The organism is Streptomyces sp. NPDC086835 (assembly GCF_044745705.1).
Taxonomy (GTDB): Bacteria; Actinomycetota; Actinomycetes; order Streptomycetales; family Streptomycetaceae; genus Streptomyces.
In genome coordinates this window covers 177583-201031 of record NZ_JBIVAU010000003.1, presented here as the reverse complement: position 1 = coordinate 201031, position 23449 = coordinate 177583, and the positions used below count along the sequence as shown (strand labels likewise).

The window sequence follows — 23449 nt, the reverse complement described above, 5'->3', positions numbered from 1 at the left end:
ACGCAACCATTCTCGCCTCACGGGTGCTGGCTGCTGACGGCCAGGATCTCGCCGGTCATGTACGAGGAGTAGCCGCTGGCCAGGAACACGATGACGTTGGCCACTTCCCACGGCTCTGCGTAGCGGCCGAACGCCTCGCGGGAGGTCAGCTCCTCCAGCAGTTCGGGGGTGGTGACCTTCACCAGGTGCGGATGCATGGCGAGGCTGGGCGAGACGGCGTTGACGCGTACGCCGTATTCGGCGGCCTCCAGCGCGGCGCAGCGGGTGAGCGCCATGACCCCGGCCTTGGCGGCGGCGTAGTGCGACTGGCCCTTCTGCGCCCGCCAGCCGATCACCGAGGCGTTGTTGACGATGACGCCTCCGCCACCCGCGGCCTTCATGCGGCGCAGAGCGGCGCGGGTGCAGCGGAACGTGCCGTTCAAGGTGACGTCGAGGACCTTGTCCCACTGCTCGTCGGGCATGTCGACGAGATCGGCCGTGCCACCGAGTCCGGCGTTGTTGACCACGATGTCGAGGCTCCCGTGCCGCTCCTCGGCGTGGTCGAAGAGTGCCGTGACCTGCCTCTCTTCGGTCACGTCGCAGGGCAGCGACGACACGCGGTCCGCACCGAAGCGGGCGGCAAGCTCCGCCTCCGACCGCTTCAGTCTGCGGGCGTGCGCGTCGGAGACGACGACGCTCGCCCCCTCCTCCAGGAGCCGCCTGGCGGTCGCGCCGCCGATCCCCGCGCCCGCTGCGGCGGTGACGACGGCGGTACGGCCGGCGAGCAGGCGGTGGCCCGGCACGTACGGCGGGGGCGGCGCCGAGGTCATGGGCGAGCCTCCTTGGGCAGGCCGAGCACCCGCTCGGCGATGATGTTGCGCTGGATCTCGTTCGATCCGGCGTAGATGGTGTCGGAGCGGGAGAAGAGGAACAGCCGCTGGAAGTCGTCGAGGTCGTAGGGCGGGCCGGCCGCCAGCATGCCGTCGGCGCCGCAGACGTCCATGGCCAGCTCACCCAGCTCCCGGTGCCAGGTCGCCCAGAAGATCTTGCCGATGGACGCCTCGGGTCCCGGCGCGCCGGCCGCGACGCCGTCGAGCATCCGCAGCGCATTGCCCCGGATGATCTCCAGTCCGATCCAGGCCTGGGTGATCCGGTCGCGGATCAGCGGATCCTCTGCCGCGCCGTTGCGCTTGGCCAGGTCGATGACGGCCTCCAGCTCGCAGCGGAAGCCGACCTGCTGGCCGAGGGTGGACACTCCGCGCTCGAAGCCGAGCGTGGCCATGGCGACCTTCCAGCCCTCGCCCGGCGCTCCGACGACGTTCCCCGCCGGCGTCCGGGCGCCGTCGAAGAACACCTCGCTGAACTCGCAGGTGCCGGTCAGCTGCGTGATCGGCCGCACCTCCACACCGGGCTGGTCCAGCGGCACCAGGAGATAGGACAGGCCATGGTGGCGGGTGGAACCGGGTTCGGTGCGGGCGACGACGAAGCACCAGTCGGACGCGTGCGCGAGTGAGGTCCAGATCTTCTGGCCGGTGACCACCCACTCCTCGCCGTCGAGCTCGGCCCGCGTCCGTACGCCTGCCAGGTCCGACCCGGCGTCCGGCTCGCTGTACCCCTGGCACCACAGCTCCTCGACCGCGACGATCCGGGGGAGGAAACGCTCGCGCTGCCCAGGCGTACCGAAGGCGATCAGGGTGGGGCCGAGCAGCTGCTCCCCGATGTGGCCCACGCGGGCGGGGGCGTCCGCGAGGGCGTATTCCTCGTGGAAGGCGACCTGCTGCTCGAGGGTGGCGCCCCGGCCGCCGTACTCCTTCGGCCAGCCGACGCAGGTCCAGCCCGCGGCGGCCATGTGCCGCTCCCAGGCGAGGCGTTCGGCGAAGGCCTCGTGTTCCCGGCCGGGTCCGCCGCGTCCTCGCAGGGTCGCGAACTCCCCCGTGAGGTCGGCTCGCAGCCAGTCGCGGAACTCGGCGCGGAACTCCTCGACGCTGCTCATGGGCGGCTCCGGACGGCTCTCGACGAATGGGCGATCCGACTTCTCGACGGCCGATGACCCGTACGTTAACCTACCAAACACTTGTTAGGGAAGGAGGGCGGATGTCCGCTGCCCGCACCGCACCCGCCGAGCCGGTCCGTTACGAACGCCACGGTGCCGTCGCCGCGGTCACCATGGACCGGCCCGATTACCGCAACGCCCAGAACTCCGCGATGACCTACGCCCTGGACCGCGCCCTCTACCGCGCGGCCGACGACAACGAGGTGAAGGTCGTGGTCCTCGCGGGAGCGGGGAAGCACTTCTCGGCCGGCCACGACATCGGCACCCCGGAGCGGGACGCGCATCTGCCGTTCGACCGTAAGGCGGGCCTGTGGTGGGACCACTCGGACAAACAGGGAGCGGACAGCCGTTACGCCCGCGAGTCCGAGGTCTACCTGGGCATGTGCCGCCGCTGGCGCGAACTGCCCAAGCCGTTGATCGCCTCCGTGCAGGGCGCGTGCGTCGCGGGCGGCCTGATGCTGGCCTGGGTCTGCGACCTGATCGTCGCCTCCGAGGACGCCTTCTTCGCCGACCCGGTGGTGCGCATGGGCATCCCCGGCGTGGAGTACTTCGCCCACCCATGGGTGATGCCGCCGCGCATCGCCAAGGAGTTCCTCTACACCGGCGACCGGATGAGCGCGCAGCGCGCGTACGAGGTGGGAATGGTCAACCGGGTCGTGCCCCGCGCCGAACTGGCCGACCGGACCATGGAGTTGGCCATCCGGATCGCCGACATGCCCCGTCTGGGGCTGGCGCTGACCAAGCGGGCCGTCAACCAGGCCGAGGACCTTCAGGGCTTGCACGCCGGACTGGACTCCGCCTTCGGGCTGCACCATCTGGCGCACGCGCACAACTCCGAGACCGCCAAGGACTCGCTCGGCGGCATGGACGTCCGCGCGATGAAGGAGGCCTCCTCCTGATGGACCTCGACTTCACCGCCGAGGAGGAGGCGTTCCGCGCCGAGGCCCGCGCCTGGCTCGCCACCCGTGTCCCGGCCGCGCCCCTGCCTTCCCTGGAGACCGCCGAGGGCTTCGCCGCCCACCGCGCGTGGGAGCGCACATTGTCCGCGGACCGCTGGTCGGTGGTCTCCTGGCCCGAGGAGTACGGCGGCCGGGGCGCCTCGATCCTCGAGTGGCTGATCTTCGAGGAGGAGTACTACGCCGCCGGCGCACCCGGCCGGGTCAGTCAGAACGGCATCAATCTTCTCGCCCCCACCCTCTTCGAGTACGGCACGGTCGAGCAACTGGCCCGGGTCCTGCCGTCGATGGCGAGCGGTGAGGTGATCTGGGCGCAGGCCTGGTCCGAGCCGGAGTCCGGTTCGGACCTCGCGAGCCTGCGCTCCACGGCCGTACGCACCGACGGGGGCTGGCTCTTGAGCGGTCAGAAGACCTGGTCGTCGCGGGCGGCCTTCGCCGACCGCGCGTTCGGCCTCTTCCTAAGTGAGCGGGGCGACACCAAGCAGGCAAAGCCCCACCACGGCCTGACGTACCTCATGTTCCCGCTGGACGCGGACGGCGTGACCGTGCGCCCCATCGGCCGGCTCGACGGCAAGCCCGCCTTCGCCGAACTCTTCCTCGACAACGTCTTCGTCCCGGACCGGGACGTGATCGGCGAGCCGGGTCAGGGGTGGCGGGTCGCCATGAGCACCGCGGGCAACGAGCGCGGGCTGACCCTGCGCAGCCCCGGACGGTTCACCGCGGCGGCCGACCGTCTGATGGCGCTGTGGCGCTCGTGCGCGGACCCGAGCGACACCGCCCTGCGCGACCGGGTCGCCGACGCGGTCATCGGCGCACGCGCGTACCGGCTCTTCACCTACGCGGGCGCCTCGCGGATCGCCGCCGGAGGGGCGATCGGCGCCGAGTCGAGCCTCAACAAGGTCTTCTGGTCCGAGCTGGACATCGCCCTCCACGAGACCGCGCTGGACCTGCTGGGCCCGTACGGCGAACTGTCGGACACGGCCGGGGAAGCGCCGGCGCACGGGAGCTGGGCCGAGGGGTACACCTTCTCCCTCGCCGGCCCCATCTACGCGGGCACCAACGAGATCCAGCGCGACATCATCGCCGAGCGGCTGCTCGGCCTGCCGAAGGGGCGCCGGTGATGCGGTTCCTCCTCGACGACGAGCAGCAGGTGTTCGCCCGCTCCCTGGACGGCATGCTCACGGCGGCCGGCACCCCCTTGGTCGTACGGGCCTGGGCCGCCGGGGACACCGCGCCCGGCCGCGCGCTCTGGTCCCGGCTCGCGGAGGCCGGGGTCTTCGCCCTCGCCGTGCCGGAGCAGCACGACGGCCTCGGCCCGCTGCCCGTCGAACTCTGTGTCGCCTTCACGGAAATGGGCCGTCACGCGGTGCCGGGCCCGCTGGTGGAGACGGTGGCCGTGGCGGCATTCCTCGACCGCTTGGGCGACGACGCGGTGGCCGCCGCGTGGCTGCCTGCCATCGCGTCCGGTAAGACGGCCGCCTCCCTCTGTCTGCTGTGCGAGAGCAGCCCGTACGCCCTGGACGCCCACGCCGCCGACGCTGTCTTCGTCGTGGAAGGCGACGCCGTACGCCTGGCAGCGGCGGCCGGGCCCGTCCAGCCGTCCGCCGACCCGGCGCGCCGGCTGGCCCGCCCGCTCGGCGGAACAGTCCTGGCGCGGGGGCCGGAGGTGGCCGTCGCGGCCGCGCACGCCGCCGATGTCGCGGCGCTGGTGACGGCGGCCCAGGCCCTCGGCCTGGGCCGCACCCTGCTGGCACGAACCGTCGAACACGCGCGGCGGCGCATCCAGTTCGGGGTGACGATCGGCTCGTTCCAGTCGGTGAAGCACCGGCTGGCCGACACGTTGATCGCCCTGGAGTTCGCCCGACCCTTGGTCCACGCCGCGGCCGTGGCCCTGACCACGCACGATCCGGCGTCCGGCCGCGAGATCGCGGCGGCGAAGGTCACGGCGTGCGAGGCGGCCTGCGCCGCTGCCCGTACCGCCCTGCAGATCCACGGTGCCCTCGGCTACACCGAGGAGTTCGACCTCTCCCTGTGGATCCGCAAGGCCCGCGTGCTGCGGTCCGCCTGGGGCACACCGGCCGCCTGCCGCGCCCGCGTGCTGGCTCCCTGAACCCGACCCGGACCGAGCGACGCAGAAGGGAGCCGACGGGTGAGGCCGACGGAAGAGCAGAAGGAACTGCGGACCGCCGTGCGGGCATCGCTCGCACGGCACGAAGGTGCGGCGGCCTGGCTGCCGTTGACCGCACAGATCGGCGTCGCCGGACTCCTCGTCCCCGAGGAGTACGGCGGTGCGGGATGCGGTGCACGCGAAGTGCACGTCGTCATGGAGGAGTTGGGCCGGAGCCTGAGCCCCGTCCCCTACCTCGGCTCCGCGGTGCTCACGGTGCGGGCCCTGCTCGCCTCCGGCGACGCGAAGGCATGCGCCCGGCTGCTGCCGGGACTCGCCGAGGGCCGGACTGTGGGGGCACTCGCCTGGGCCGAACGCGGTTCCTGGAACCCGGCGGCCGTCCGGGCCGACGCCGCCCGCGGCCCGGGCGGCACCTGGCGGCTCACCGGGGCCAAGGAGTTCGTACTGCACGGGGCCCAGGCCGACGTGCTGCTCGTGGCGGCCCGAACGGCGGCCGGGGTCTGTCTCTTCCAGGTCCCCGTCGACGGCGCGGGTGTGCGCCGCGAAGCGGCGGTCACCATGGATCAGACCCGGCCGCAGGCGCGCATCGCGCTCGACGCGGCCGAGGGCCGACTCATCGGCTCGGAGGGCGACGGCGGCCGGGTCCTGCGGCACGTACTGGACCTGGCCTGCACTGCGCTCGCCGCAGAGCAGACCGGCGCGGCCGAGCGCTGCCTGGAGCTCACCGTGGCCTACGCCAAGCAACGCATCCAGTTCGGCCGGCCGATCGGCTCCTTCCAGGCGCTCAAGCACCGACTCGCGGACGCGTACGTGCTGGTGGAAGCGGCGCGGTCGGCCGCCCTCTGCGCGGCCTTCGCAGCCGCCGCCGGCTCATCGGAGCTGACGCGCTGTGCGGCCGTCGCCAAATCCGCCTGCTCGGAGGCCTTTTCGACGGTGGCGGGCGAGACGATCCAGCTGCACGGCGGCATCGGCATCACCTGGGAGCACGATGCCCACCGCTACTTCAAGCGCGCCCACGGCTCGGCCCAGCTGTTCGGGCCACCGGCGTGGCACCGGCGCCGGCTCGCCAAGGACCTCGGACTGGCCGCGGCCTGACCGGCCCTGCGCGTCCGTCGACGCTCACACACTCCGTGGTCGGCTCCCGGACCGGCAGGTTGCACCTGGGGAATCCGGGGGGAGACCGATGCGGGGCGGGGGCAGGCGCGTGACGGGTGGCGCTCAGCGTGGTCAGGTGAGGAAGCCTCCCACGATGGTGCCGTAGCCGAGGTGTGCGGCGAGGGTGACGGTGGGCGTGCCGGGGCCGTAGTTGAGCATGAGGAAGCCGGGTGGTTCCAGCAGCGCCACGTGGGGGGCGCTGGTCTCGGGTGTGCCCATGCGCGGGTGGACGAGGGGCAGCAGGATGTTGACCAGGGCGGTGGCGGCGAACAGGCCGTGGACGAGGCCGAGGAGACATCCCAGCCACCAGTTGCTGTGGCCGAGGGCGACGAAGACCGCGTAGTAGACGAGGGCGAAGATCTGGCCGTTGACGAAGTGTGCCCCGTAGCCGAGGGCCTTGGCGCGGGTCCGGTTGCTGCTGAAGGCGGTGCCGAGCAGGAACGGCAGGTCGATGCGGGTGAGGTTGAAGGCGTTGGCGGCGCGCAGGGCCGTCGTCAGGACCAGGGTGCCGACGAACCCGCCCGCCAGAGCGGCCCAGATGCTCATCGTGTGGCCTGCCCGACGGCGCATGCGGCGCTGATGAGGGCCAGGTGGGACAGGCCCTGGGGCAGGTTGCCGAGGAAGGCGCCGGTGGTGGGATCGATCTCCTCGCTGTAGAGGCCGACGTCGTTGCCGAGACTCACGAGCTGGTCCATGAGGGACACGGCTTCGTCGGTGCGGCCGCACCGGGCGAGGGCTTCGACGAGCCAGAAGGAGCAGGCGAGGAAGGCACCCTCGCCGCCCGGGACTCCGTCGGCACCGAGATAGCGGCTGACGTAGGGGCCGTTCTGCAGGGCCTTCTGGACGGCGGCGACGGTCGCACACATGCGGGGGTCGTCGGGCGGCAGGTAGCCGTGGAGCAGACCGAGGAGGAGGCCGGCATCCATGGCGTCGCTGTCCGTGGAACGTACATAGCTGTTGCGGTGCGGGCTGAAGCAGCGTTTGTCGACGAAGTCGGCGACGGCCTGTCGTTCGCGCCGCCAACGGGGCGCGTGCCGGTCGGGGATCAGATGGCGTGCGGCGAGGCGAAGGGCGCGGTCGAGGGCGATCCAGCACATCATCTTGGACTGGGTGAAGTGCTCGGGTGCGCTGCGCACCTCCCAGATGCCCGCGTCCGGCTGCTGCCATGTGGTGCAGATGAAGTCGGCGGTCTCGGCCAGTCGGCGGGCGATGTCGGCGTCGAGCCGGTGGCCTGCCGCGGTGTAGAGCCAGGCGGTCTGCAGCAGTTCCCCGTAGGTGTCGAGCTGAAGCTGGCCGGCGGCAGCGTTGCCTGCCCGCACGGGCACCGAGCCCTGGTAGCCCGACAGGGGCACGATGTGCTCGGGTGCGCGGGTGCCTCCGTCGAGGCGGTACAGCACATGGAGGCGCGGGTGGGTGAGTTGGGAGGCGTGCATGAGCCACCAGAAGTAGCTGGTGGCCTCCGGCGCGCAGCCCAGCTGCAGGAAGGCGTCCAGGGTGAAGGCGGAATCCCGGATCCAGCTGAAGCGGTAGTCCCAATTCCGCTCCCCGCCCAGTTCCTCGGGCAGCGAGGTGGTCGCAGCCGCGGCGACTGCGCCCGAGGGGGCGAACACGAGCAGCTTGAGGGCGAGGGCACTGCGCAGGACCGCCTCGCGCCATGGTCCGGCGCAGGTGCGCTCATCGCTCCATCGGCGCCAGGTGGCGATGGTGCGGTCGAGGCGGGCCTCGCACTCCGCGCGGGTGGGCAGGACCAGGGGTTCTTGATGTGCGTACGCCAGCGCGATGACGGCCGGGGTACCGGCCCCGGTCCGGAAGCCGGATGCGAAGGCATCGCCGGTGAGCTGCGGCTTTCCCGCGTTCCAGGCGCAGACGGCGAGGGCATCGGGTCCGGAGGTGGCCACCGGCACGCCGCCACGGTGGGTCAGGTGCGGTGCCCGGGTGCCGTAGCCGAAGCGCGGCTCGACGCTCCAGCGCATGGGGACACTGCCGGCGAGGCCCTCGACCCGCCGGACCAGTTCCCGGCCCGGCGCCAGGGAAGTGTCGTCGGGGAGGGACAGCGCATCGGTCAGCCGGACCGTGCCGTGCGCGGTGGTGAACGTCGTCTCCAGCACGTTGGTGCCGGGCAGGTAGCGGCGGTTTACGGTGTACGGCACGTCGGGCCGGAGCAGGAACCGGCCGCCGCGGGCCGGGTCGAGCACGGCGGCGAACAGGCTCGGCGAGTCCAGGTCCGGCCAGGCCAGCCAGTCCACCGAACCGTCGCGGGCGACGAGCGCGGCGCATCGCCCGTCCCCGATCACGGCATAGTCCCGCAACGGCGCGTACCCGTCCGCCCGTACCGGCTGCGCCGCGTCCGGGACGGCCTGAGGCGTGCGGCCGGACAGGGGATGCCTGGCTGTCACCGTCGAACCACCCTCTCCGGGAGGTTCACCCGGCCGAGGCCGGGCGGTCGAGCAGGTCGCCCAGCGGGACGTCGGAGTCGGCGAGCCTCGTCGCGTCGACCTGGCGCCGGGATGTCACGAGGGCGCGGATCGGGTCGGTGACGTCCCAGACGTTGACGTTCATGCCGGCCAGCACCCGGCCCTCGGCGAGCCAGAAGGCGATGAACTCGCGGGTGTCCCTCCGGCCACGGAAGACGACCTCGTCGTACCCGCCCGGTTCGACGTAGCCGGTGTACTCCATGCCCAGGTCGTACTGGTCGGTGAAGAAGTACGGAACGCGGTCGTAGGCCACGTCCTGGCCGAGCATCGCCTTGGCCGCGGCTTGCGGCTGATTGACGGCGTTCGCCCAGTGCTCGACACGGATGTGCTTGCCGAGCATCGGATGAAAGGCGTTGGCGACGTCGCCGGCGGCGTGGACGTCCGGGTGCGAGGTACGCAAGTGGGAGTCGACGAGGACGCCGTTGTCGACCTCCAGGCCGGCAGCGTCGGCAAGTTGGACGTTGGGAGTGATGCCGACCCCGACGACGACCGCGTCGGCAGTGATGCGGCTGCCGTCGGCCAGCAGCACACCGTTCGCCCGGCCGCCGTCCCCCGTGATCTCGGCGACCTGCACACCGAAGCGCAGGTCGACCCCGTGACCGGTGTGCAATTCGGCGAAGATCTGGGAGACCTCGCGGCCCAGCACGCGCAGCAGGGGCAGCTCCGCCGTCTCCAGCACGGTGACCTCCGCACCGGCCGCTCGGGCGGCGGCCGTGGTCTCCAGTCCGATCCAGCCGGCGCCGATCACCACGACGCGGGATGCGGACTCGAAGGCTTCCTTCATGCGGTCGCTGTCGGCGAGCCGGCGCAGGTAGTGGACGCCGTCGAGATCGGCTCCGGGCACGGGCAGGCGGCGCGGCGAGGAGCCGGTGGTCAGGAGCAGTTTCTCGTAGCCGATGCGGCTGCCGTCAGCGAGCGTCACCTCGTGTCCGGCCGGGTCGATCGCGGTGACGGCGACGCCCAGGCGCAGGTCGACGCCGTGCTCGGCATACCACCGGGGAGGATGGACGTAGACGGTGTCACGCTCGTCCTTGCCCAGCAGATAGCCCTTCGACAGCGGCGGGCGTTCATAGGGGTGCTCGCTTTCCTCCCCGAGCAGCACTACGGGGCCGTCGAAGCCCTCTTCCCGGAGGGTCTGTGCCGCCTTCGCACCGGCCAGGCCGGCTCCGACGATCACGAATCCTGTGTTCGCGGCCATGTTCTCTCCTCTGCTGCGTCGGCCCGGCCCGCGGGCGGATGGCGATCCGCTACCTGCCCGCGTCGCACGTGGCCAGGCCATCGTCGTCGACAGCCGTGCGCTGTCATCGGTTGATCTGTTCCCGGGTGTGTCTGCCGACAGGTCGATCGACGGAGGCTGTGGACGCTGGAGCGTTCGTCGGCGGTCGGCGGACGGGGCCGGCTGCATCAGGCAGCGGTGTGCTCGGCCTGCAATGCGGCCTCCAGTTGCTCGAAGAGCTCATTGCCCGAGGTTGTGAACCTGGCTGTGCCCTCGGCCTCCGGCACACCCACCACGTCGTCGGCGGACACTCCGACAGTCTCCAGGTCATCCAGTACCTGCTGGATGCCCGCTGCTCGCGAACCAGGTCGGCCGGTCCGCCGCCGACGAGCCGCTCCCGGCTCGGATCATCGAGCCGAACCGCTACGCCTTGGGCGGCCGGCCGGTCGAGGTTCTCACTCATGGCGTTCTCCCATGCGTCGCGCGACGCCGTCTACGGCGTGGTGCCCTCATCGGGTGCGGGCCGGCGGGCGCCGGTCTCCTTCGCGCAGGTGCCGTCGGCGGAGCCGGATGCTCCGGGGCCGTCAGCTGCGGCGCGCAGCTCCACACAGCACCGTCCCGGGTGGGGGGCGAGGACCGCGTCTATCCCGCCGGCCTGCAGTCCCGTGAGGAAACCGCCGAGGAAGGCGTGGTTGATGCCGCAGACCAACTGGGGCGAGCGGGCAGCGAGGGGATGGAAGGGGCAGTTGAGCAGCCGCAGTTCGTCAGGGGCCTGACGGTCGGGTTCGAAGCCGAACTCCTCCAGCACGGACGCCGTCAGGCTGACGGACCGCTCAGGGCCGAGGCGTCCGGGGCGGCTGTCGGAGCGTGTCACGGCTCCCAGCTCCTCACCCCGCCTGCGGGCCGTGCGCAGTGCGGCGGACCGCGCGTCTTCGCCCTGTTCCTGTTCGAGGACTGCGTCGACGAGGATCTCCGCGAGGACGTCGGGACGGCGCTCCGGGATGCTGATGCGGATGTCGGTCTCGGCCGGCTCGTACACCTTGGGCTTGCGGCCCACCCTGCGGACGCCCCCCGGACTGTCGTAGCGGGAGTGCAGCAGCCCGGCCGCGACAAGCTTGTCCAGGTGGAAGGCGGCCAGCTTGGCGGAGATGCCGGCATCCGAGGCTGCCTCCTCCCGCGTCACGGGCCGGTGGGCCCGCCGGGTGAAGTTGTACAGGGTGCGGCGCACATCGTCCGCGAGCACCGAGACCGCCTCCACGCCCGCCGCGGCGCGGGGATGAGGCGAAGACGGAGTCAGTCCTGAGGTCACACCTTCACGATAACTCCAATGCGTGCTGGTGGAACCAGAGACACATGGCTTTTCCCCGGGGCGCTTGACCAGCCTTCCGAATAAGTCCAATACTGATTGGTGAAACTATGGATGAGGAGCCCGCCATGTCCATGGAACTGCACAAGCAGGCGAAACAGCCGGTCAGCGCCGCTCTCGCGGACTCGTACGGGCACCCGTTCGTTCCGATCGTGGTCACCGTGCCGGTCGGTGCGTGGGCGGGCAGTGCTCTCGGGACGGGTGAGTGACATGACCCGGGAACTCCACTCCGCCTTGCACATGGCCCCCGGCCCGACTCCCTCTCCTGAGCCGGTCTCGGCGCCCGCTGCCCTGCGTGTGGTCCACGACGTGGAAGGGGTGGACCTGACAGCCGCCGAACTCGCAGCGGGGCAGTTCCTTCAGGCGCTGGGTATCGACACCGATACCGAGAGCCTGCGCGGCACCCCGGGCCGCATGGCCCGCGCCTACGCCGAACTGTTCAGCCCCCGCCCGTTCGACCTGACCACGTTCCCCAACGACGAGGACTACGACGAATTGGTCCTCGCCCGGAGCATCCCGCTCCGGAGCGTCTGCGAGCACCATCTTCTGCCGTTCGTCGGGACGGCCCACATCGGCTACCTCCCTGGGCAGCGGATCCTAGGCCTGTCCAAACTCGCGCGGATCCTTGAGCACTTCGCCTGCCGTCCTCAGGTGCAGGAGCGGCTCACCAAGCAGGTCGCCGACTGGCTCCAGACCCACCTGGAGCCGAAAGGCGTCGGCGTCGTCATCCAGGCCGAACACACCTGCATGACGCTGCGCGGCGTCCAGGCCACCGGGGCGACGACGATGACCTCCACGCTCCTCGGCCTGCTGCGCAGCGATGCGCGATCCCGCAGCGAGTTCCTGGCCCTGACCGGCCTGCCCCACTGACCACAGCCCCGGCGGGGCGGGAGGGGCGGTGCCGGCCGGTGGCCCCGCCCGGCCGCGCTGATTTCACCGCTGCCGCCCGCGCCGTCCTGTGTGCCGGTCCCGGTGCCCCCGGCAACGGGGCCCGTGACCCGGCCGTCCCTCCCTGTTCCTCGCCCTGCTCGCCCTGCTCGGCCTTGTCCTTGGCCGACCACTTCGCGGGGGACGCCGCATCCGAATGGCTCCCGCCCGTCGTCGGCGGCGGCGGGTCGGCCGGCGCGGAGACCGATGCGGACGGAGTGGCCTGCGCCTCGGCCTGCGGCGAGGAGGTGAAGGGCAGGTGCTGGAGGGCGAGGGTCGTACCGCCCACGACGACGACGGGCACCACGGCGAGGAGCACGCGGGTACGGCGGCGGCGCTCAAGCCGCCGCTCGGGTCGTTCCGGACGGGCCCCGGCCCCGGGCTCCGGCCCGGGCGAGGGCTTCGGGTCCGGCCCGGGCCTCGGCTTCGGGTCCGTCTCCGGCTCCGGGGCGCGGCCCGTCTTCGGTTCCGGGTCCTGCGCAGGCACCGTCCGGGGAAACGAGCTCCGCGACACCCAGGAGGCACGGCTCTCGGCCATCGCCCAGTGGATCCAGCCCCGTATCGAGTCGGGCGAACTGGCCCCGCTGCCGCTGCCGTTGATCGAGTCCCTGGCCCTCGGTCCGGTCGTCGGTGTCGCCCGGCGCCGGCTCTCCGGCATCGACGACGTGGACCTCGACGAGGCCGCCCGGCTCCTGCCGGACCGGATCCGGCGGTCGCTGGCCGCCTGACGCGCGACCGGGTCGGGTCCGGCAGGTGGGGCATGTCGCGCGGGGCGGTGGGTAGCCGGGCGGCATCCCCGATATGCAGCGGCCTTTCGCCCGACCCAAGGAGAATCAGTGCCCAAGAAGAACATTTTCGTGATCGGCCTCGACGACGCCAACGTGGACACCTTGCACAGCGTGCCCGACGCCGGTGAATACCGCTTCCACCCACTCCTGACCACGCAGGAACTGCAGGTCGGCGAGGTTTCCGTGCCCGCGCTGCTGGAGAAGGCAGAGGGGATCCTGGACGCGTTCGACGGAAGTATCGACGCCATCGTCGGGTACTGGGACTTCCCCGTGAGCACGCTCGTGCCGATCCTGAGCGAGCGCTACGGCACGCGCAGCACCTCTCTGGAGTCGGTCGTCAAGTGCGAGCACAAGTACTGGAGCCGGCTGGAGCAGCAGAAGGTCGTGGACGAGCACCCGCGCTTCGGCACGGTCGACCTGGAGACACAGGATCCGCGCCCGCCCGAGGGCGTCCGTTTCCCGATGTGGCTCAAGCCCGCCCTGTCGTACTCGTCGGAGCTCGCCTTCGGCGTGAAGAACGAGGAGGAGTTCCGCGCGGCGGTGGACGAGATCCGCGAGGGCGTCGCCCGCGTCGGCCGCCCGTTCCAGTACATCCTCGACCGGCTGGACCTGCCGCCGGAGATGCAGGGCGTCGGAGGCCAGGTGTGTCTGGCGGAGGAAGCGCTCTCCGGCATCCAGGTCGCGGTCGAGGGCTACGTCCACCACGGCGAGGTCACCGTCTACGGTGCACTGGACTCCATCAACTACCCCGACAGCTCTTCCTTTCTGCGCCACCAGTACCCCTCCACGCTCCCCGAGCCCGTCGTGCGGCGTCTGCACGACGTCTCCGAGCGCGTGATACGGCAGATAGGTATGGACACGGCGACATTCAGCATCGAGTACTTCTACGACCCGCGGACCGACGCGATCAACCTGCTGGAGATCAATCCCCGGCACTCCCAGTCGCACGCCGAACTGTTCGAGTACGTCGACGGCGTGCCCAACCACCACTGCATGGTCAGCCTCGCCCTCGGCAAGAACCCTGAACTGCCCGACGGCGCGGGTCGCTACAAGATGGCGGCGAAGTGGTACTACCGGTGGTTCGCCGACGGTGTGGTGCACGACGCGCCCTCGGACGAGGACCTGAGGCGCATCGAGCGGGAGATCCCGGGTGTGCGGGTCGACATGGTGCCCGAGGAGGGGCAGCGGCTGTCGCAGATGCCCGAGCAGGACAGCTACAGCTTCGAACTGGCCCACATCTTCACCGGGGGTGACAGCGAAGAGGACCTGCGCGAAAAGTACGACCGCTGCGTGGCCGCCTTGAACCTCACCTTCGACCGGGCCGCGCCCGGCGGCACCGACGACCCCGACGGTGAGAACGCCTGAGGCAGACAGGCAGACCGGTCCGGCCGGACCGGCCGGACCGGTGTGCCGGACAGGATCCTGGGCAGCCGCCCAGCCGACCCGAAATGAGGAGGGAGAGGGCCGGCCGTATGCGATATGTGAGCAACCTGCCCTACGCGACAACAGAAGAGGAGCACGTCGCCGTCCCCATGTCCGACGGCGTCTGTCTGTCGGCCCGGATCTGGCGTCCCGTCTCCTCCGACGCGGAACCGGTGCCGGCCGTGCTGGAGTACATCCCGTACCGCAAGCGCGACCTGTCCTCGGTACGCGACTCCGTCCATCACCCCTACATCGCCGGCCACGGCTACGCCTGCGTCCGTGTCGACCTGCGGGGCACCGGCGAGTCGGAAGGGGTCCTGGCGGACGAGTACCTGGAACGGGAACAGAGCGACGCCGAGGAGATCCTCGCGTGGCTGTCGGAACAGCCATGGTGCGACGGGAACACCGGAATGATGGGCATCTCCTGGGGCGCGTTCGCCGCCCTCCAGGTCGCCGCCCGTCAACCCCCGAGCCTGCGCGCCATCGTCATCGCGTCCTTCACGGACGACCGGTACGCCGACGACATGCACTACATGGGCGGTGCGCTGCTGTCGGACAACCTGGCCGAAGCCGGCACCATGTTCGCCTACGCCACCTGCCCGCCCGACCCCGCCGTCGTCGGCGAGCGCTGGCGCGAGATGTGGCAGGAACGCCTGGAGAACACCCGCCCGTGGGCGCTGGAGTGGCTGCGCCACCAGCGCCGCGACGCATACTGGCGGCACGCCTCGGTCTGCGAGGACTACCAGGCCGTACGCTGCCCCGTCCTGGCCTCCAGCGGCTGGGCGGACGGCTATTCCAACGCGGTCACGCGACTGCTGGGGAACCTGGACGTACCGCGCAAGGGCCTGATCGGCCCGTGGTCGCACAAGTATCCCCACCTCGGCGAGCCGGGCCCGGCCATCGGCTATCTCCAAGAGGTCGTCGCCTGGTGGGACCACTGGCTCAAGGGCGTCGACAACGGGGTCATGGACGGGCCGATGCTCCAAACCTGGATGCAGGACAGTGTGCCGCCCTCCACCTCTTACGAGTCCCGGCCCGGCCGCTGGGTGGGCGAACCTTCCTGGCCCTCACCCAATGTCCGGCCGACCGCCCATCCCCTCAGCCGTCACCGCATCGGCGCCCCTGGTGAGGCGACGCCGAGCAAGGACGCCCTGACCGTGCAGTCGCCGCTGTCCGTCGGGCAGTTCGCCGGCAAGTGGGCCTCCTACAACGCCCCGCCCGACCTTCCCTACGACCAGCGGGAGGAGGACGGCGGCTCCCTGGTCTTCGAGACCGACGCGCTCACCGAGCGCGTCGAGATCCTGGGCTCCCCCAGCGTCGAACTGGACCTGTCGGTCAGCGAACCGGTCGCCATGGTCGCCGCGCGGCTGTCGGACGTGGCCCCTGACGGCAGCGCCACCCGCGTCACTTACGGCCTGCTCAACCTCACCCATCGCGAGGGGACGGGCGTGCCGGAGCCACTGGAACCGGGGGCCCGGTACCGGGCCACCGTCCAACTCAACGGCGTGGCGCAGGCCTTCCCGCCCGGGCACCGCATCCGGCTGTCGCTGTCCACCTCCTACTGGCCGCTCGCCTGGGCACCACCCCGACCGGCGCTGCTGAGCGTCTACGAAGGCACCAGCAGCCTGACGCTGCCGCTGCGACCGGAAGAGGCGCCCGACGACCTTCCCCAGCGTCCGTTCGGCGAGCCCGAGGGCACAGCGCCCCTCAGCACCACCCGGCTGACACCCCCTGAGCAGCGCTGGGAGGTCACACGGGACCTGGTCGGCTACCGGTCCGCGCTCGAGATCGTCAAGGACCGCGGCATGGTCCGCTACGACGACATCGGCCTCGACGTGGGCCTGCGGGCGTACGAGAAGTACAGCGCGGTCGCCGACGACTTCACGTCGGTCAGCGGGGAAAGCGCCTGGACCATGCGCTTCCGCCGGGACGACTGGGACGTCCGCGTGGAGACCCGCACCGCGCTGACGTCGAGCGAGACCGAGTTCTTCATCGACGCCACCCTGGACGGCTTCGAGAACGACCGCCGGGTCTTCTCCCGTACGTGGAACGAGACACTGCCCCGCGACCACTTGTGAGGGAGCCGGGCGGAGGAACGCCCTCTGGTCCGGGCGAGGCTCCGGGGTCGGTGCGGGCGGGGGCATCTGGCGGGCGGGGCCGGGCGGGCGGGAGAGCGCTCGCCCGTCCCCCTCGCCCCCGCGGTCATGCCTGCGCGGCCCGCCGCCACGCCGACCGCAGGGCGGTGCGCAGCCGCCGCCGGGCGCGGGCGTCCGGGAGAGCGCTCCGCCGGACGCCCGCCCGCCCCGGTCAGGCCTGCGCCGCCCGCCGCCATGCCGACTCGCGCAGGAGCCGCAGGCCGTTGAGGCCCACCAGCACGGTGGAGCCCTCGTGGCCCGCGACTCCGAGCGGCAACGGCAGGTGCCAAGCCAGGTCCCAGACCACCAGCACGCCGATGCAGACGGACGCGATCACGAGGTTCTGCACGACGAGCCGGCGGGCGCGCCGCGACAGCGCCACGACGGCGGGGACCGCGGCCGCCTCGTCGCGCACCACCACGGCGTCCGCGCTCTCCAGCGCCAGGTCGGAGCCCGCCCGGCCCATCGCGACCCCCGCGGTCGCGGCGGCCAGCGCGGGCGCGTCGTTGACGCCGTCGCCGACGACGAGCACCCTGTCACCCGCCCGTTCCCACTCCTGTACCGCCGCGACCTTGTCCTGCGGCAGCAGCGCGGCCCGTACGTCGGTGATGCCGACCTCGCCCGCCACCCGGGCCGCCGCCCGCGGGTTGTCGCCCGTGAGCAGGGTCGGTCCCGCACCGGTGAGACGGGCGAGGGCCGCGACGGCCTCCGGGGCGCCGTGCCTGAGCCGGTCCTCGACGGCCAGCACGGCTACCGGTTCTCCGTCCACCTCCACCACGACGGCCGTCCGGCCGTCGGCCTCCATCGCCGTCGCCTCCGCGCTTTCGCCGGTGAGCAGAGCGGCGGGGCTGCCGACGCGCACCGCACGGCCACAGACATGCGCGGACACGCCTCGCCCGGGAGCCGACTCGAACTGCCGCGCCTGTGGCAGTCGCAGGCCGCGTTCGCGTGCCGCGGTGACCACGGCACGGCCCAACGGGTGCTCGCTGTGGTGTTCGGCCGCCGCCGCGAGCGTCAGCACCGTGTCCTCGTCGAGGCCACCGGCAGGCAGCAGACGTACCTCCGCGACCCGGGGAGCGCCTTCGGTGAGGGTGCCGGTCTTGTCGAGCGCGACGCGGGTGACGGAGGCCAACGACTCCATGGCTACGGCGGATTTGACGAGGACTCCGTGGCGTCCGGCGTTGGCGATCGCGGACAGCAGCGGCGGCATGGTGGCCAGCACGACGGCGCACGGCGAAGCGACGATCATGAACGTCATGGCCCGCAGCAGGGTGCTGGTGAAGTCGGCGCCGAAGGCGAGCGGCACGGCCAGCAGCGCGAGGGTGGCGACCACGACCCCTGTGGAGTACCGCTGTTCGATCTTCTCGATGAACAACTGGGTCGGCGCCTTGGTGGCACTGGCCTCCTCGACCATCGCCACGATCCGCGCGATCACGGACCCGGCCGCGTCCGCGTCGACGCGGACGCGCAGCGAGCCGGTGCCGTTGAGGGTGCCGGCGAAGACGGTGTGGCCGGCGAAGCGGTCGACGGGGAGCGGCTCGCCGGTGATGGTCGCCTGGTCGACCTCGCTCACGCCCTCGAGCACGGTCCCGTCGGCGGGCAAGCGTTCTCCGGGCCGCACCAGAACGGTGTCCCCCACCCGCAGGTCGGACACGGGGACGATCTCCTCCGCGCCGTCAGTCAGGCGCAGGGCCTGCGCGGGCGCGAGGTCGAGCAGGCCGCTGACCGAGTCGGCGGTGCGGCGGGTCGCGAGTGCCTCGAGCGCGCCCGACACGGCGAAGATGACGATCAGCAGCCCGCCGTCGAGGAACTGCCCGATGGCCGCGGCCCCGACGGCTGCCACGACCATGAGCAGGTCCACGTCGAGGGTCTTCTCGCGCAGGGCCCGTAGCCCTTCCAGACCGGGCTCCCAGCCGCCGGCCACGTAGCAGAGGGCGTAGAACGGGCCCCACGCCCAGGCGGGTGCGCCACCGAGGTCGAGCGGGAGGGCGCACAGGAACGCGGCGGCGGACAGTGCCGCCCAGCGGACCTCGGGGAGCGCGAACAGCCGGGTGCGCCGTCTGTCCGGTGCCGTCCCGGGCGTCGCGGCGGGCCGCGCGGTGGTGGCGTCGCGCACCGGCGTGGCGGTCGGGGACGTCGGCGACGTCGGAGGAACCATCGGGAGCACACCTCTTCTTCGGGTTCCGGGGCACGGGGTGTAGGCGGAACCCGACCACCATAGCGGAACACATGAAGAGGTCTTCATCCATTGCTTCTGTCGCGCGGCTACGATGTGCACCATGGGACACGGAGTCAGCGGCGGGACCACCCCGGCCGCGCATCTGGACGCGGACTCCGCGGCGACCATCGCCGCCACCCTCCAGGCCCTCGCGACGCCCTCCCGCCTCATGATCCTCACGCGACTGCGCCAAGGTCCGTGCGGAGTGACCGAACTCGCGGAGGCGGTCGAGATGGAGCAGTCCGCCGTCTCCCACCAGCTGCGGCTGCTGCGGGCGCTCAGCCTGGTCTCCGGCACCCGCCAGGGCCGGCGGATCGAGTACAGCCTGTACGACAACCACGTCGCCCAACTGCTCGACGAGGCCGTCTACCACATCGAGCACCTTCGGCTGGGCACCCGCGACATGCCGGAGCCGGCGGGCAGCGAGTAGGCGGCACGGCGCGCCCGTCGCCATGTCCGGCGCCATGCTGACACTCGTTCACGGCCGGACCGCGGTCCGGCCCATCGGCCCCCTTGAAGTGGCAGGGCCCAAGGGCCGCTCCTAGCGTCGTTCCCGTCGAGGTGCACGTCCCGACATCCGCGGAACCTCCGCGTGACTGCCCTCGGGAACCCGGAGAACCGACCATGCGCGCCACACCGCTCGCATCCCTGTCCCTCGCCGGTGCCGTCGCGCTCCTCGCCCCCGCCGCGGCGGCCCACGCCGAGGAGGGCGGCATCACCTCGTTCGCCTTCTCCGTCTCCCCCTCGACGGTCGAGCCGGGCGGCACGGTCACCCTCACCGCCACCAAGTGCCCGGCGAAGAAGGTGACCGTGTCGTCCGAGGTCTTCGAAACGGTCACCGTCCACGACGGGCGCCCCGCCACGGCGAAGGTCGACGAGGACGCCAGGCCGGGCGCGGAGTACGAGGTCACCTTCGACTGCGAGGGCGAGAAGGGTCATGCGCCGCTCACCATCGCGGCGGGCTCCGGCGGGACCCACGGGCCCGGGACCGTGAAGCCGGGCGGCGGAGCCCATGCCGGTACCGGCGGCAGTGTCTTCGACCTCGGCCCCGCAAGGTCGGTCGCCGGCTGGACACTGGTCGCCTGCGCGCTCGGCGGGGGCGTGTACCTGCTGCGCCGCCGTTCGGGCGAGGGCGTCTGAGGGGTAGGGGACCCATGCCGCCGCCCTCGAAACGCGGCCCCTGGTGCACGCTGTTGTGTGTCCTGCTCTTCGGCGTGTTCCTCGTGGGCAACGGGACCGGGGGGCCGTACGGCGGCCCGCCCCAGCCGTCCTCGTCCGCCACTGCCGCCGCGCCCCTCGGGCCGGCCGAGTCCCGCGGGTCCCCGGAGTCGGCCGTATCCGCCGCGTCTGCGGCGCGGCGGGCCTCGGCGGCGCTGCCACCCGCTCCGGGGCCGCTGCCGCGTTCAGCGCCGCGCCGTGTCTCCGTACCCGCGGCAGGCATCGACGCGCCGCTGACGCCCGTCGGGCTCGACCGGAACGGCTGGGTGGGCGTGCCCCCGGCGGCGCAGGCGGACGTGGCCGGCTGGTACTCCGGCGCTGCGACGCCCGGGGAGCGCGGCACGTCGGTCGTCGTCGGCCATGTCGACAACGAGGCAGGGCCGGCCGTCTTCTATCCGCTCGGCTCGCTCACGCGCGGTACGCGGGTGGAGGTGCTGCGCGACGACGGGCGCACGGCGGTGTTCGCGGTGTACGCGGTCGAGGTGTTCGACCTGCGGGACTTCCCCGCCGAGGAGGTGTACGCGGACACGGCGGAGGCGGAGATCCGGCTGATCACCTGCGGCGGAAGGTACTCGCAGGACCGCGGTTACGAGGGGAACGTGGTCGCCTTCGGGCGGCTGGTGGCCGTTCGCTGATCCGCCGTCCGGAACGGGCCGTGCCAGAGCGTCACTGTCTGTGACCTGCTGCGGCGCGACGGCCTGACGCCAATACGGCTCCGCAATTCCGGACTGCCGTGTCGCCACGGCAGCCTTCATGGAGCCGCCTCTGGCGGGGCATGTCCGTCGGCACGGGCCCCGCTCGTTGTGTGCGCGGCGTCTTCTCGGGTAACCGGAGCCCGTGGACCCGTCAGGAGGTGGACCGATGAGCAATTCGCATCGCACGGCCACGGACGAGCCGGTCGGTGAGCTGGTCAGCCGTGCCTCGCAGCAGATCTCCCAGCTGGTGCGGGAAGAGATGCAGCTGGCCAGAGCCGAGATGAGCGAGAAGGGCAAACGGTTCGGCATGGGCGGCGGGCTGTTCGGGGGCGCCGGCCTGGTGGCGGTTCTGGGGCTGCAGGCACTGGTCGCCACCGCGATCATCGCGCTCGCACTGGTACTGCCGTGGTGGGCGGCGGCACTGATCGTCACCGGGGTGCTGTTCCTGATCGCCGCGATCCTCGGCGCGGCCGGGAAGAAGAACATTCGGCGGGCGGGCCCGCCGAAGCCTCAGGAAACGATCAGCAGCGTGCAGCGCGACGTCCGCGAGATCAAGGAAAGGGCACACCGATGACCACTTCCCCGCAAGGCAGCAGCAGGGATCCGAGCGCCCTCTCGGCCGATGAACTTCGCACCCAGATCCAGCACACCCGCGACGAGCTCGGCGAAACGGTGGAAGCGCTCGCGGCCAAGGCCGACGTCAAGAGCCGGGCCAAGGAGACCGCCGCGGGCGTGAAGGACCAGGTGGGCCTCAAGGCCACCCGCGCAAAGGAGCAGGTGGCCGCCACCGCGCATGCGTTGGGCGACACGATCCGCGACAAGGCCCCTCACCCTCGTCACGAGCCCCACGCCGCACACGCGGCACGCGACACCAACACGAAGCTCCTCGCCGGCGCGGGAGCGGGAGTCGCCGTGGCCCTTGTTCTCCTGATGCTGGTCAGGCACAGGAGGCGCCGATGAAGGTCTCGAAGATCCTCTACAAACCCGTCGGTCTGGCGATCGGTGCCACGAGCGGCGCCGTGGCGGGGGCGGTGTTCGGCCAGGTATGGAAGAAGCTGGGCCACGACGAGGACGCGCCGGACGCGACCGATGAGCACCGCAGCTGGCGGGAGGTGCTGCTCGCCGCTGCCCTGCAGGGCGCGATCTTCGCTGTCGTCAAGGCTACCGTTGACCGCAGCGGTGCCGTCGCCCTGAAACGCCTCACCGGTACCTGGCCCGGCTGACACGCCGTGGTCGACCTCGTTCCCACTCCCCCTCCGGGCACCGGCCCGGGCACCGCGGACATCGGTGCCCGGGCCGGTGAGCTCTGTTCGCGTCCCCAGGAGGGCACGTCGTCGGGCGGGCCTTGCCGCCACGACGGAGCACAGGACGCAGACACGGGCCCGGCGAGGGCGCCGAGCATGCCGAAGAGGACGCCCGCACAAAGGCGTTCCGCTGTGAAAGCAATCGGCTGATTGTCTTCCGCGAATGCGGATACACGGGGAATATGACCCGTTTTGCGAATCTGCGGCATCGCCACGAAGAAGCCTCTCGTCACGAGGCCCACCGTGCCACCGACACGGGACCGCAGCCCGATGCCGGCACGGATCAGAACCCCGGCCCCGGGCCGGAGGTGGAGCGCAACGCCCCGGACAAGCCGACCGACATGCCCAAGAAGTCTTTCGGACAGGTGTTGCGGGGAACGCTCAAGGAGTTCAAGGACGACGAGCTCACCGACCGTGCAGCCGCTCTGACGTACTACGGCATTCTGGCGCTGTTCCCTGCCCTGCTGGTGCTCGTCTCGCTGCTCGGCATCATGGGCGAGAGCACGACGCAGAAGGTGCTCGACAACATCCAGCAACTCGCCCCGGGGCCGGCCCGTGACGTCATCACCAACGCCGTCACCCAGCTCCAGGGCAGCTCCAGCACCGGTTCGATCCTGGCGATCGTCGGCCTGCTCGGCGCTCTGTGGTCCGCGTCCGGCTACGTGGCCGCGTTCATCCGCTCCTCGAACGCCATTTACGACGTGCCGGAAGGCCGGCCCGCGTGGAAGGTGCTGCCGGTCCGCCTCGGCGTGACCGTCGCCCTGATGATCATGGCCTGTGTGAGCGCCCTCATCGTCGTCCTCTCCGGAGGCATCGCTCAGCAGCTCGGTACGGCACTCGGCGTCGGCGAGACAGCCATGACGGTCTGGACGTACGCCAAGTGGCCGGTGCTCGTGGTCCTGGTCACCCTCATGGTGGCGCTGCTGTACTGGGCCACACCCAACGCCAAGGTCCGAGGCTTCAAATGGATCACCCCCGGCAGCTTCATCGCCGTGGTGATCTGGCTCGTCGCGTCGGCCGGCTTCGCCTTCTACGTGGCGAACTTCGGTTCCTACAACAAGACGTACGGCACCCTCGCCGGCGTCATCATCTTCCTCGTCTGGCTGTGGATCACCAACCTGGCGATCCTGCTGGGCCTCGAGTTCGACGCGGAACTCGCCCGGGAACGCGCGCTCGTCGGGGGCCACCCGAAGGACGCCGAGCCCTACGTCGAGCCCCGCGACACGCGCAAGTGGACCGACGAGGACCGACGGCGAATGAGCTGACCGGGCACGCCGGCGGACGGCGTCCACGGCAAGGGCCGGCATCGACGAGGGCCGCGGGACATCCCCGGGGCACCGCGGTGCCCGCCCCCCAAAGCCCCCGTGGTGGGGTGGGGGGCCCCCCCCCGGCGGGCAATATCACTCGGGCTCCAC

At 71.6% G+C, this 23449-nt stretch carries 24 protein-coding genes; 16 read left to right on the top strand and 8 right to left on the bottom strand.

The window, feature by feature from the left end; translation table 11 throughout:
* Window positions 1-17: 17 nt before the first annotated feature.
* On the bottom strand, window positions 18-809 hold the full coding sequence (locus tag ACIPJI_RS12420; protein ID WP_402246014.1) for an SDR family oxidoreductase: 792 nt from the start codon (window positions 807-809) through the stop codon (window positions 18-20).
* Window positions 806-1972, bottom strand: coding sequence for an acyl-CoA dehydrogenase family protein (locus tag ACIPJI_RS12415; protein WP_402246012.1), 1167 nt, complete (start codon window positions 1970-1972; stop codon window positions 806-808). The genes ACIPJI_RS12420 and ACIPJI_RS12415 overlap by 4 nt, the downstream gene beginning before the upstream one ends.
* Before the next feature lie 101 nt (window positions 1973-2073).
* Here ACIPJI_RS12415 and ACIPJI_RS12410 point away from each other — a divergent pair, with 101 nt between their 5' ends.
* The 4 genes from ACIPJI_RS12410 to ACIPJI_RS12395 are packed head-to-tail and all read left to right on the top strand — an operon-like array spanning window position 2074 to window position 6211.
* Entirely contained in the window at window positions 2074-2931 is an 858-nt protein-coding gene (locus ACIPJI_RS12410; protein WP_402246010.1) for an enoyl-CoA hydratase, read from the top strand.
* Window positions 2931-4109, top strand: coding sequence for an acyl-CoA dehydrogenase family protein (locus tag ACIPJI_RS12405; protein WP_402246008.1), 1179 nt, complete (start codon window positions 2931-2933; stop codon window positions 4107-4109). Before ACIPJI_RS12410 ends, ACIPJI_RS12405 begins: the two co-directional genes overlap by 1 nt.
* On the top strand, window positions 4109-5098 hold the full coding sequence (locus ACIPJI_RS12400; RefSeq protein WP_402246589.1) for an acyl-CoA dehydrogenase family protein: 990 nt from the start codon (window positions 4109-4111) through the stop codon (window positions 5096-5098). The genes ACIPJI_RS12405 and ACIPJI_RS12400 overlap by 1 nt, the downstream gene beginning before the upstream one ends.
* A gap of 39 nt (window positions 5099-5137) precedes the next feature.
* Complete coding sequence (locus ACIPJI_RS12395; RefSeq protein WP_402246006.1) at window positions 5138-6211, top strand: acyl-CoA dehydrogenase family protein; 1074 nt, start codon at window positions 5138-5140, stop codon at window positions 6209-6211.
* Window positions 6212-6343: 132 nt separating this feature from the next.
* On the opposite strand, the gene ACIPJI_RS12390 is transcribed toward ACIPJI_RS12395, so the two are convergent.
* From ACIPJI_RS12390 to ACIPJI_RS12370, 5 genes are all read right to left on the bottom strand, one after another.
* On the bottom strand, window positions 6344-6817 hold the full coding sequence (locus tag ACIPJI_RS12390) for a hypothetical protein (RefSeq protein ID WP_356624673.1): 474 nt from the start codon (window positions 6815-6817) through the stop codon (window positions 6344-6346).
* The gene (locus ACIPJI_RS12385) at window positions 6814-8667 is read right to left on the bottom strand and encodes a glycoside hydrolase family 15 protein (RefSeq protein WP_402246004.1); all 1854 of its coding nucleotides are present in this window, start codon (window positions 8665-8667) and stop codon (window positions 6814-6816) included. Before ACIPJI_RS12385 ends, ACIPJI_RS12390 begins: the two co-directional genes overlap by 4 nt.
* Before the next feature lie 25 nt (window positions 8668-8692).
* Window positions 8693-9943 carry an FAD-dependent oxidoreductase gene (locus tag ACIPJI_RS12380; protein WP_356624677.1) on the bottom strand — a complete coding sequence of 417 codons (1251 nt, stop codon included), beginning with the start codon at window positions 9941-9943 and terminating at the stop codon, window positions 8693-8695.
* Window positions 9944-10149: 206 nt separating this feature from the next.
* Complete coding sequence (locus tag ACIPJI_RS12375) at window positions 10150-10272, bottom strand: hypothetical protein (RefSeq protein ID WP_402246002.1); 123 nt, start codon at window positions 10270-10272, stop codon at window positions 10150-10152.
* A gap of 182 nt (window positions 10273-10454) precedes the next feature.
* Window positions 10455-11270, bottom strand: a complete 816-nt coding sequence (locus tag ACIPJI_RS12370; RefSeq protein WP_402246000.1) for a helix-turn-helix transcriptional regulator — start codon at window positions 11268-11270, stop codon at window positions 10455-10457.
* A gap of 125 nt (window positions 11271-11395) precedes the next feature.
* On the opposite strand from ACIPJI_RS12370, the gene ACIPJI_RS12365 reads away from it, so the two are divergent.
* The 5 genes from ACIPJI_RS12365 to ACIPJI_RS12345 all read left to right on the top strand — a co-directional run bounded on the left by ACIPJI_RS12365 (window position 11396) and on the right by ACIPJI_RS12345 (window position 16542).
* Window positions 11396-11536 (top strand): hypothetical protein, encoded by a 141-nt coding sequence (locus ACIPJI_RS12365; RefSeq protein WP_402245998.1) that lies wholly within the window; start codon window positions 11396-11398, stop codon window positions 11534-11536.
* A gap of 31 nt (window positions 11537-11567) precedes the next feature.
* Window positions 11568-12197, top strand: a complete 630-nt coding sequence (gene folE / locus ACIPJI_RS12360) for a GTP cyclohydrolase I FolE (RefSeq protein WP_402246587.1) — start codon at window positions 11568-11570, stop codon at window positions 12195-12197.
* A 173-nt stretch (window positions 12198-12370) separates the two neighbouring features.
* Window positions 12371-12982, top strand: a complete 612-nt coding sequence (locus tag ACIPJI_RS12355; RefSeq protein ID WP_402245996.1) for a hypothetical protein — start codon at window positions 12371-12373, stop codon at window positions 12980-12982.
* 108 nt (window positions 12983-13090) lie between these two features.
* A complete protein-coding gene (locus ACIPJI_RS12350) occupies window positions 13091-14407 on the top strand; it encodes an acetyl-CoA carboxylase biotin carboxylase subunit family protein (RefSeq protein WP_402245994.1) in 1317 nt (438 codons plus the stop codon).
* A 107-nt stretch (window positions 14408-14514) separates the two neighbouring features.
* A complete protein-coding gene (locus ACIPJI_RS12345; RefSeq protein ID WP_356624687.1) occupies window positions 14515-16542 on the top strand; it encodes a CocE/NonD family hydrolase in 2028 nt (675 codons plus the stop codon).
* Between the two features lie 229 nt (window positions 16543-16771).
* Here the strand turns inward: ACIPJI_RS12345 and ACIPJI_RS12340 are convergent, their stop codons facing one another.
* Window positions 16772-18757 carry a heavy metal translocating P-type ATPase gene (locus ACIPJI_RS12340; RefSeq protein ID WP_402245992.1) on the bottom strand — a complete coding sequence of 662 codons (1986 nt, stop codon included), beginning with the start codon at window positions 18755-18757 and terminating at the stop codon, window positions 16772-16774.
* Between the two features lie 121 nt (window positions 18758-18878).
* Between ACIPJI_RS12340 and ACIPJI_RS12335 the strand changes: the two genes are divergently transcribed.
* The 7 genes from ACIPJI_RS12335 to ACIPJI_RS12305 all read left to right on the top strand — a co-directional run bounded on the left by ACIPJI_RS12335 (window position 18879) and on the right by ACIPJI_RS12305 (window position 23299).
* Window positions 18879-19247, top strand: coding sequence for a metalloregulator ArsR/SmtB family transcription factor (locus ACIPJI_RS12335; protein ID WP_356624690.1), 369 nt, complete (start codon window positions 18879-18881; stop codon window positions 19245-19247).
* Between the two features lie 194 nt (window positions 19248-19441).
* Window positions 19442-19957, top strand: coding sequence for a hypothetical protein (locus ACIPJI_RS12330; RefSeq protein WP_402245991.1), 516 nt, complete (start codon window positions 19442-19444; stop codon window positions 19955-19957).
* A 14-nt stretch (window positions 19958-19971) separates the two neighbouring features.
* The gene (locus ACIPJI_RS12325; protein WP_402245990.1) at window positions 19972-20670 is read left to right on the top strand and encodes a class F sortase; all 699 of its coding nucleotides are present in this window, start codon (window positions 19972-19974) and stop codon (window positions 20668-20670) included.
* A 226-nt stretch (window positions 20671-20896) separates the two neighbouring features.
* Window positions 20897-21304, top strand: a complete 408-nt coding sequence (locus ACIPJI_RS12320) for a phage holin family protein (protein WP_402245989.1) — start codon at window positions 20897-20899, stop codon at window positions 21302-21304.
* A complete protein-coding gene (locus ACIPJI_RS12315) occupies window positions 21301-21690 on the top strand; it encodes a DUF3618 domain-containing protein (protein ID WP_402245988.1) in 390 nt (129 codons plus the stop codon). Before ACIPJI_RS12320 ends, ACIPJI_RS12315 begins: the two co-directional genes overlap by 4 nt.
* Window positions 21687-21953, top strand: coding sequence for a DUF4235 domain-containing protein (locus tag ACIPJI_RS12310; protein WP_307704780.1), 267 nt, complete (start codon window positions 21687-21689; stop codon window positions 21951-21953). Before ACIPJI_RS12315 ends, ACIPJI_RS12310 begins: the two co-directional genes overlap by 4 nt.
* 263 nt (window positions 21954-22216) lie before the next feature.
* On the top strand, window positions 22217-23299 hold the full coding sequence (locus ACIPJI_RS12305; RefSeq protein ID WP_402245987.1) for a YihY/virulence factor BrkB family protein: 1083 nt from the start codon (window positions 22217-22219) through the stop codon (window positions 23297-23299).
* The last annotated feature ends 150 nt before the right edge of the window (window positions 23300-23449 follow it).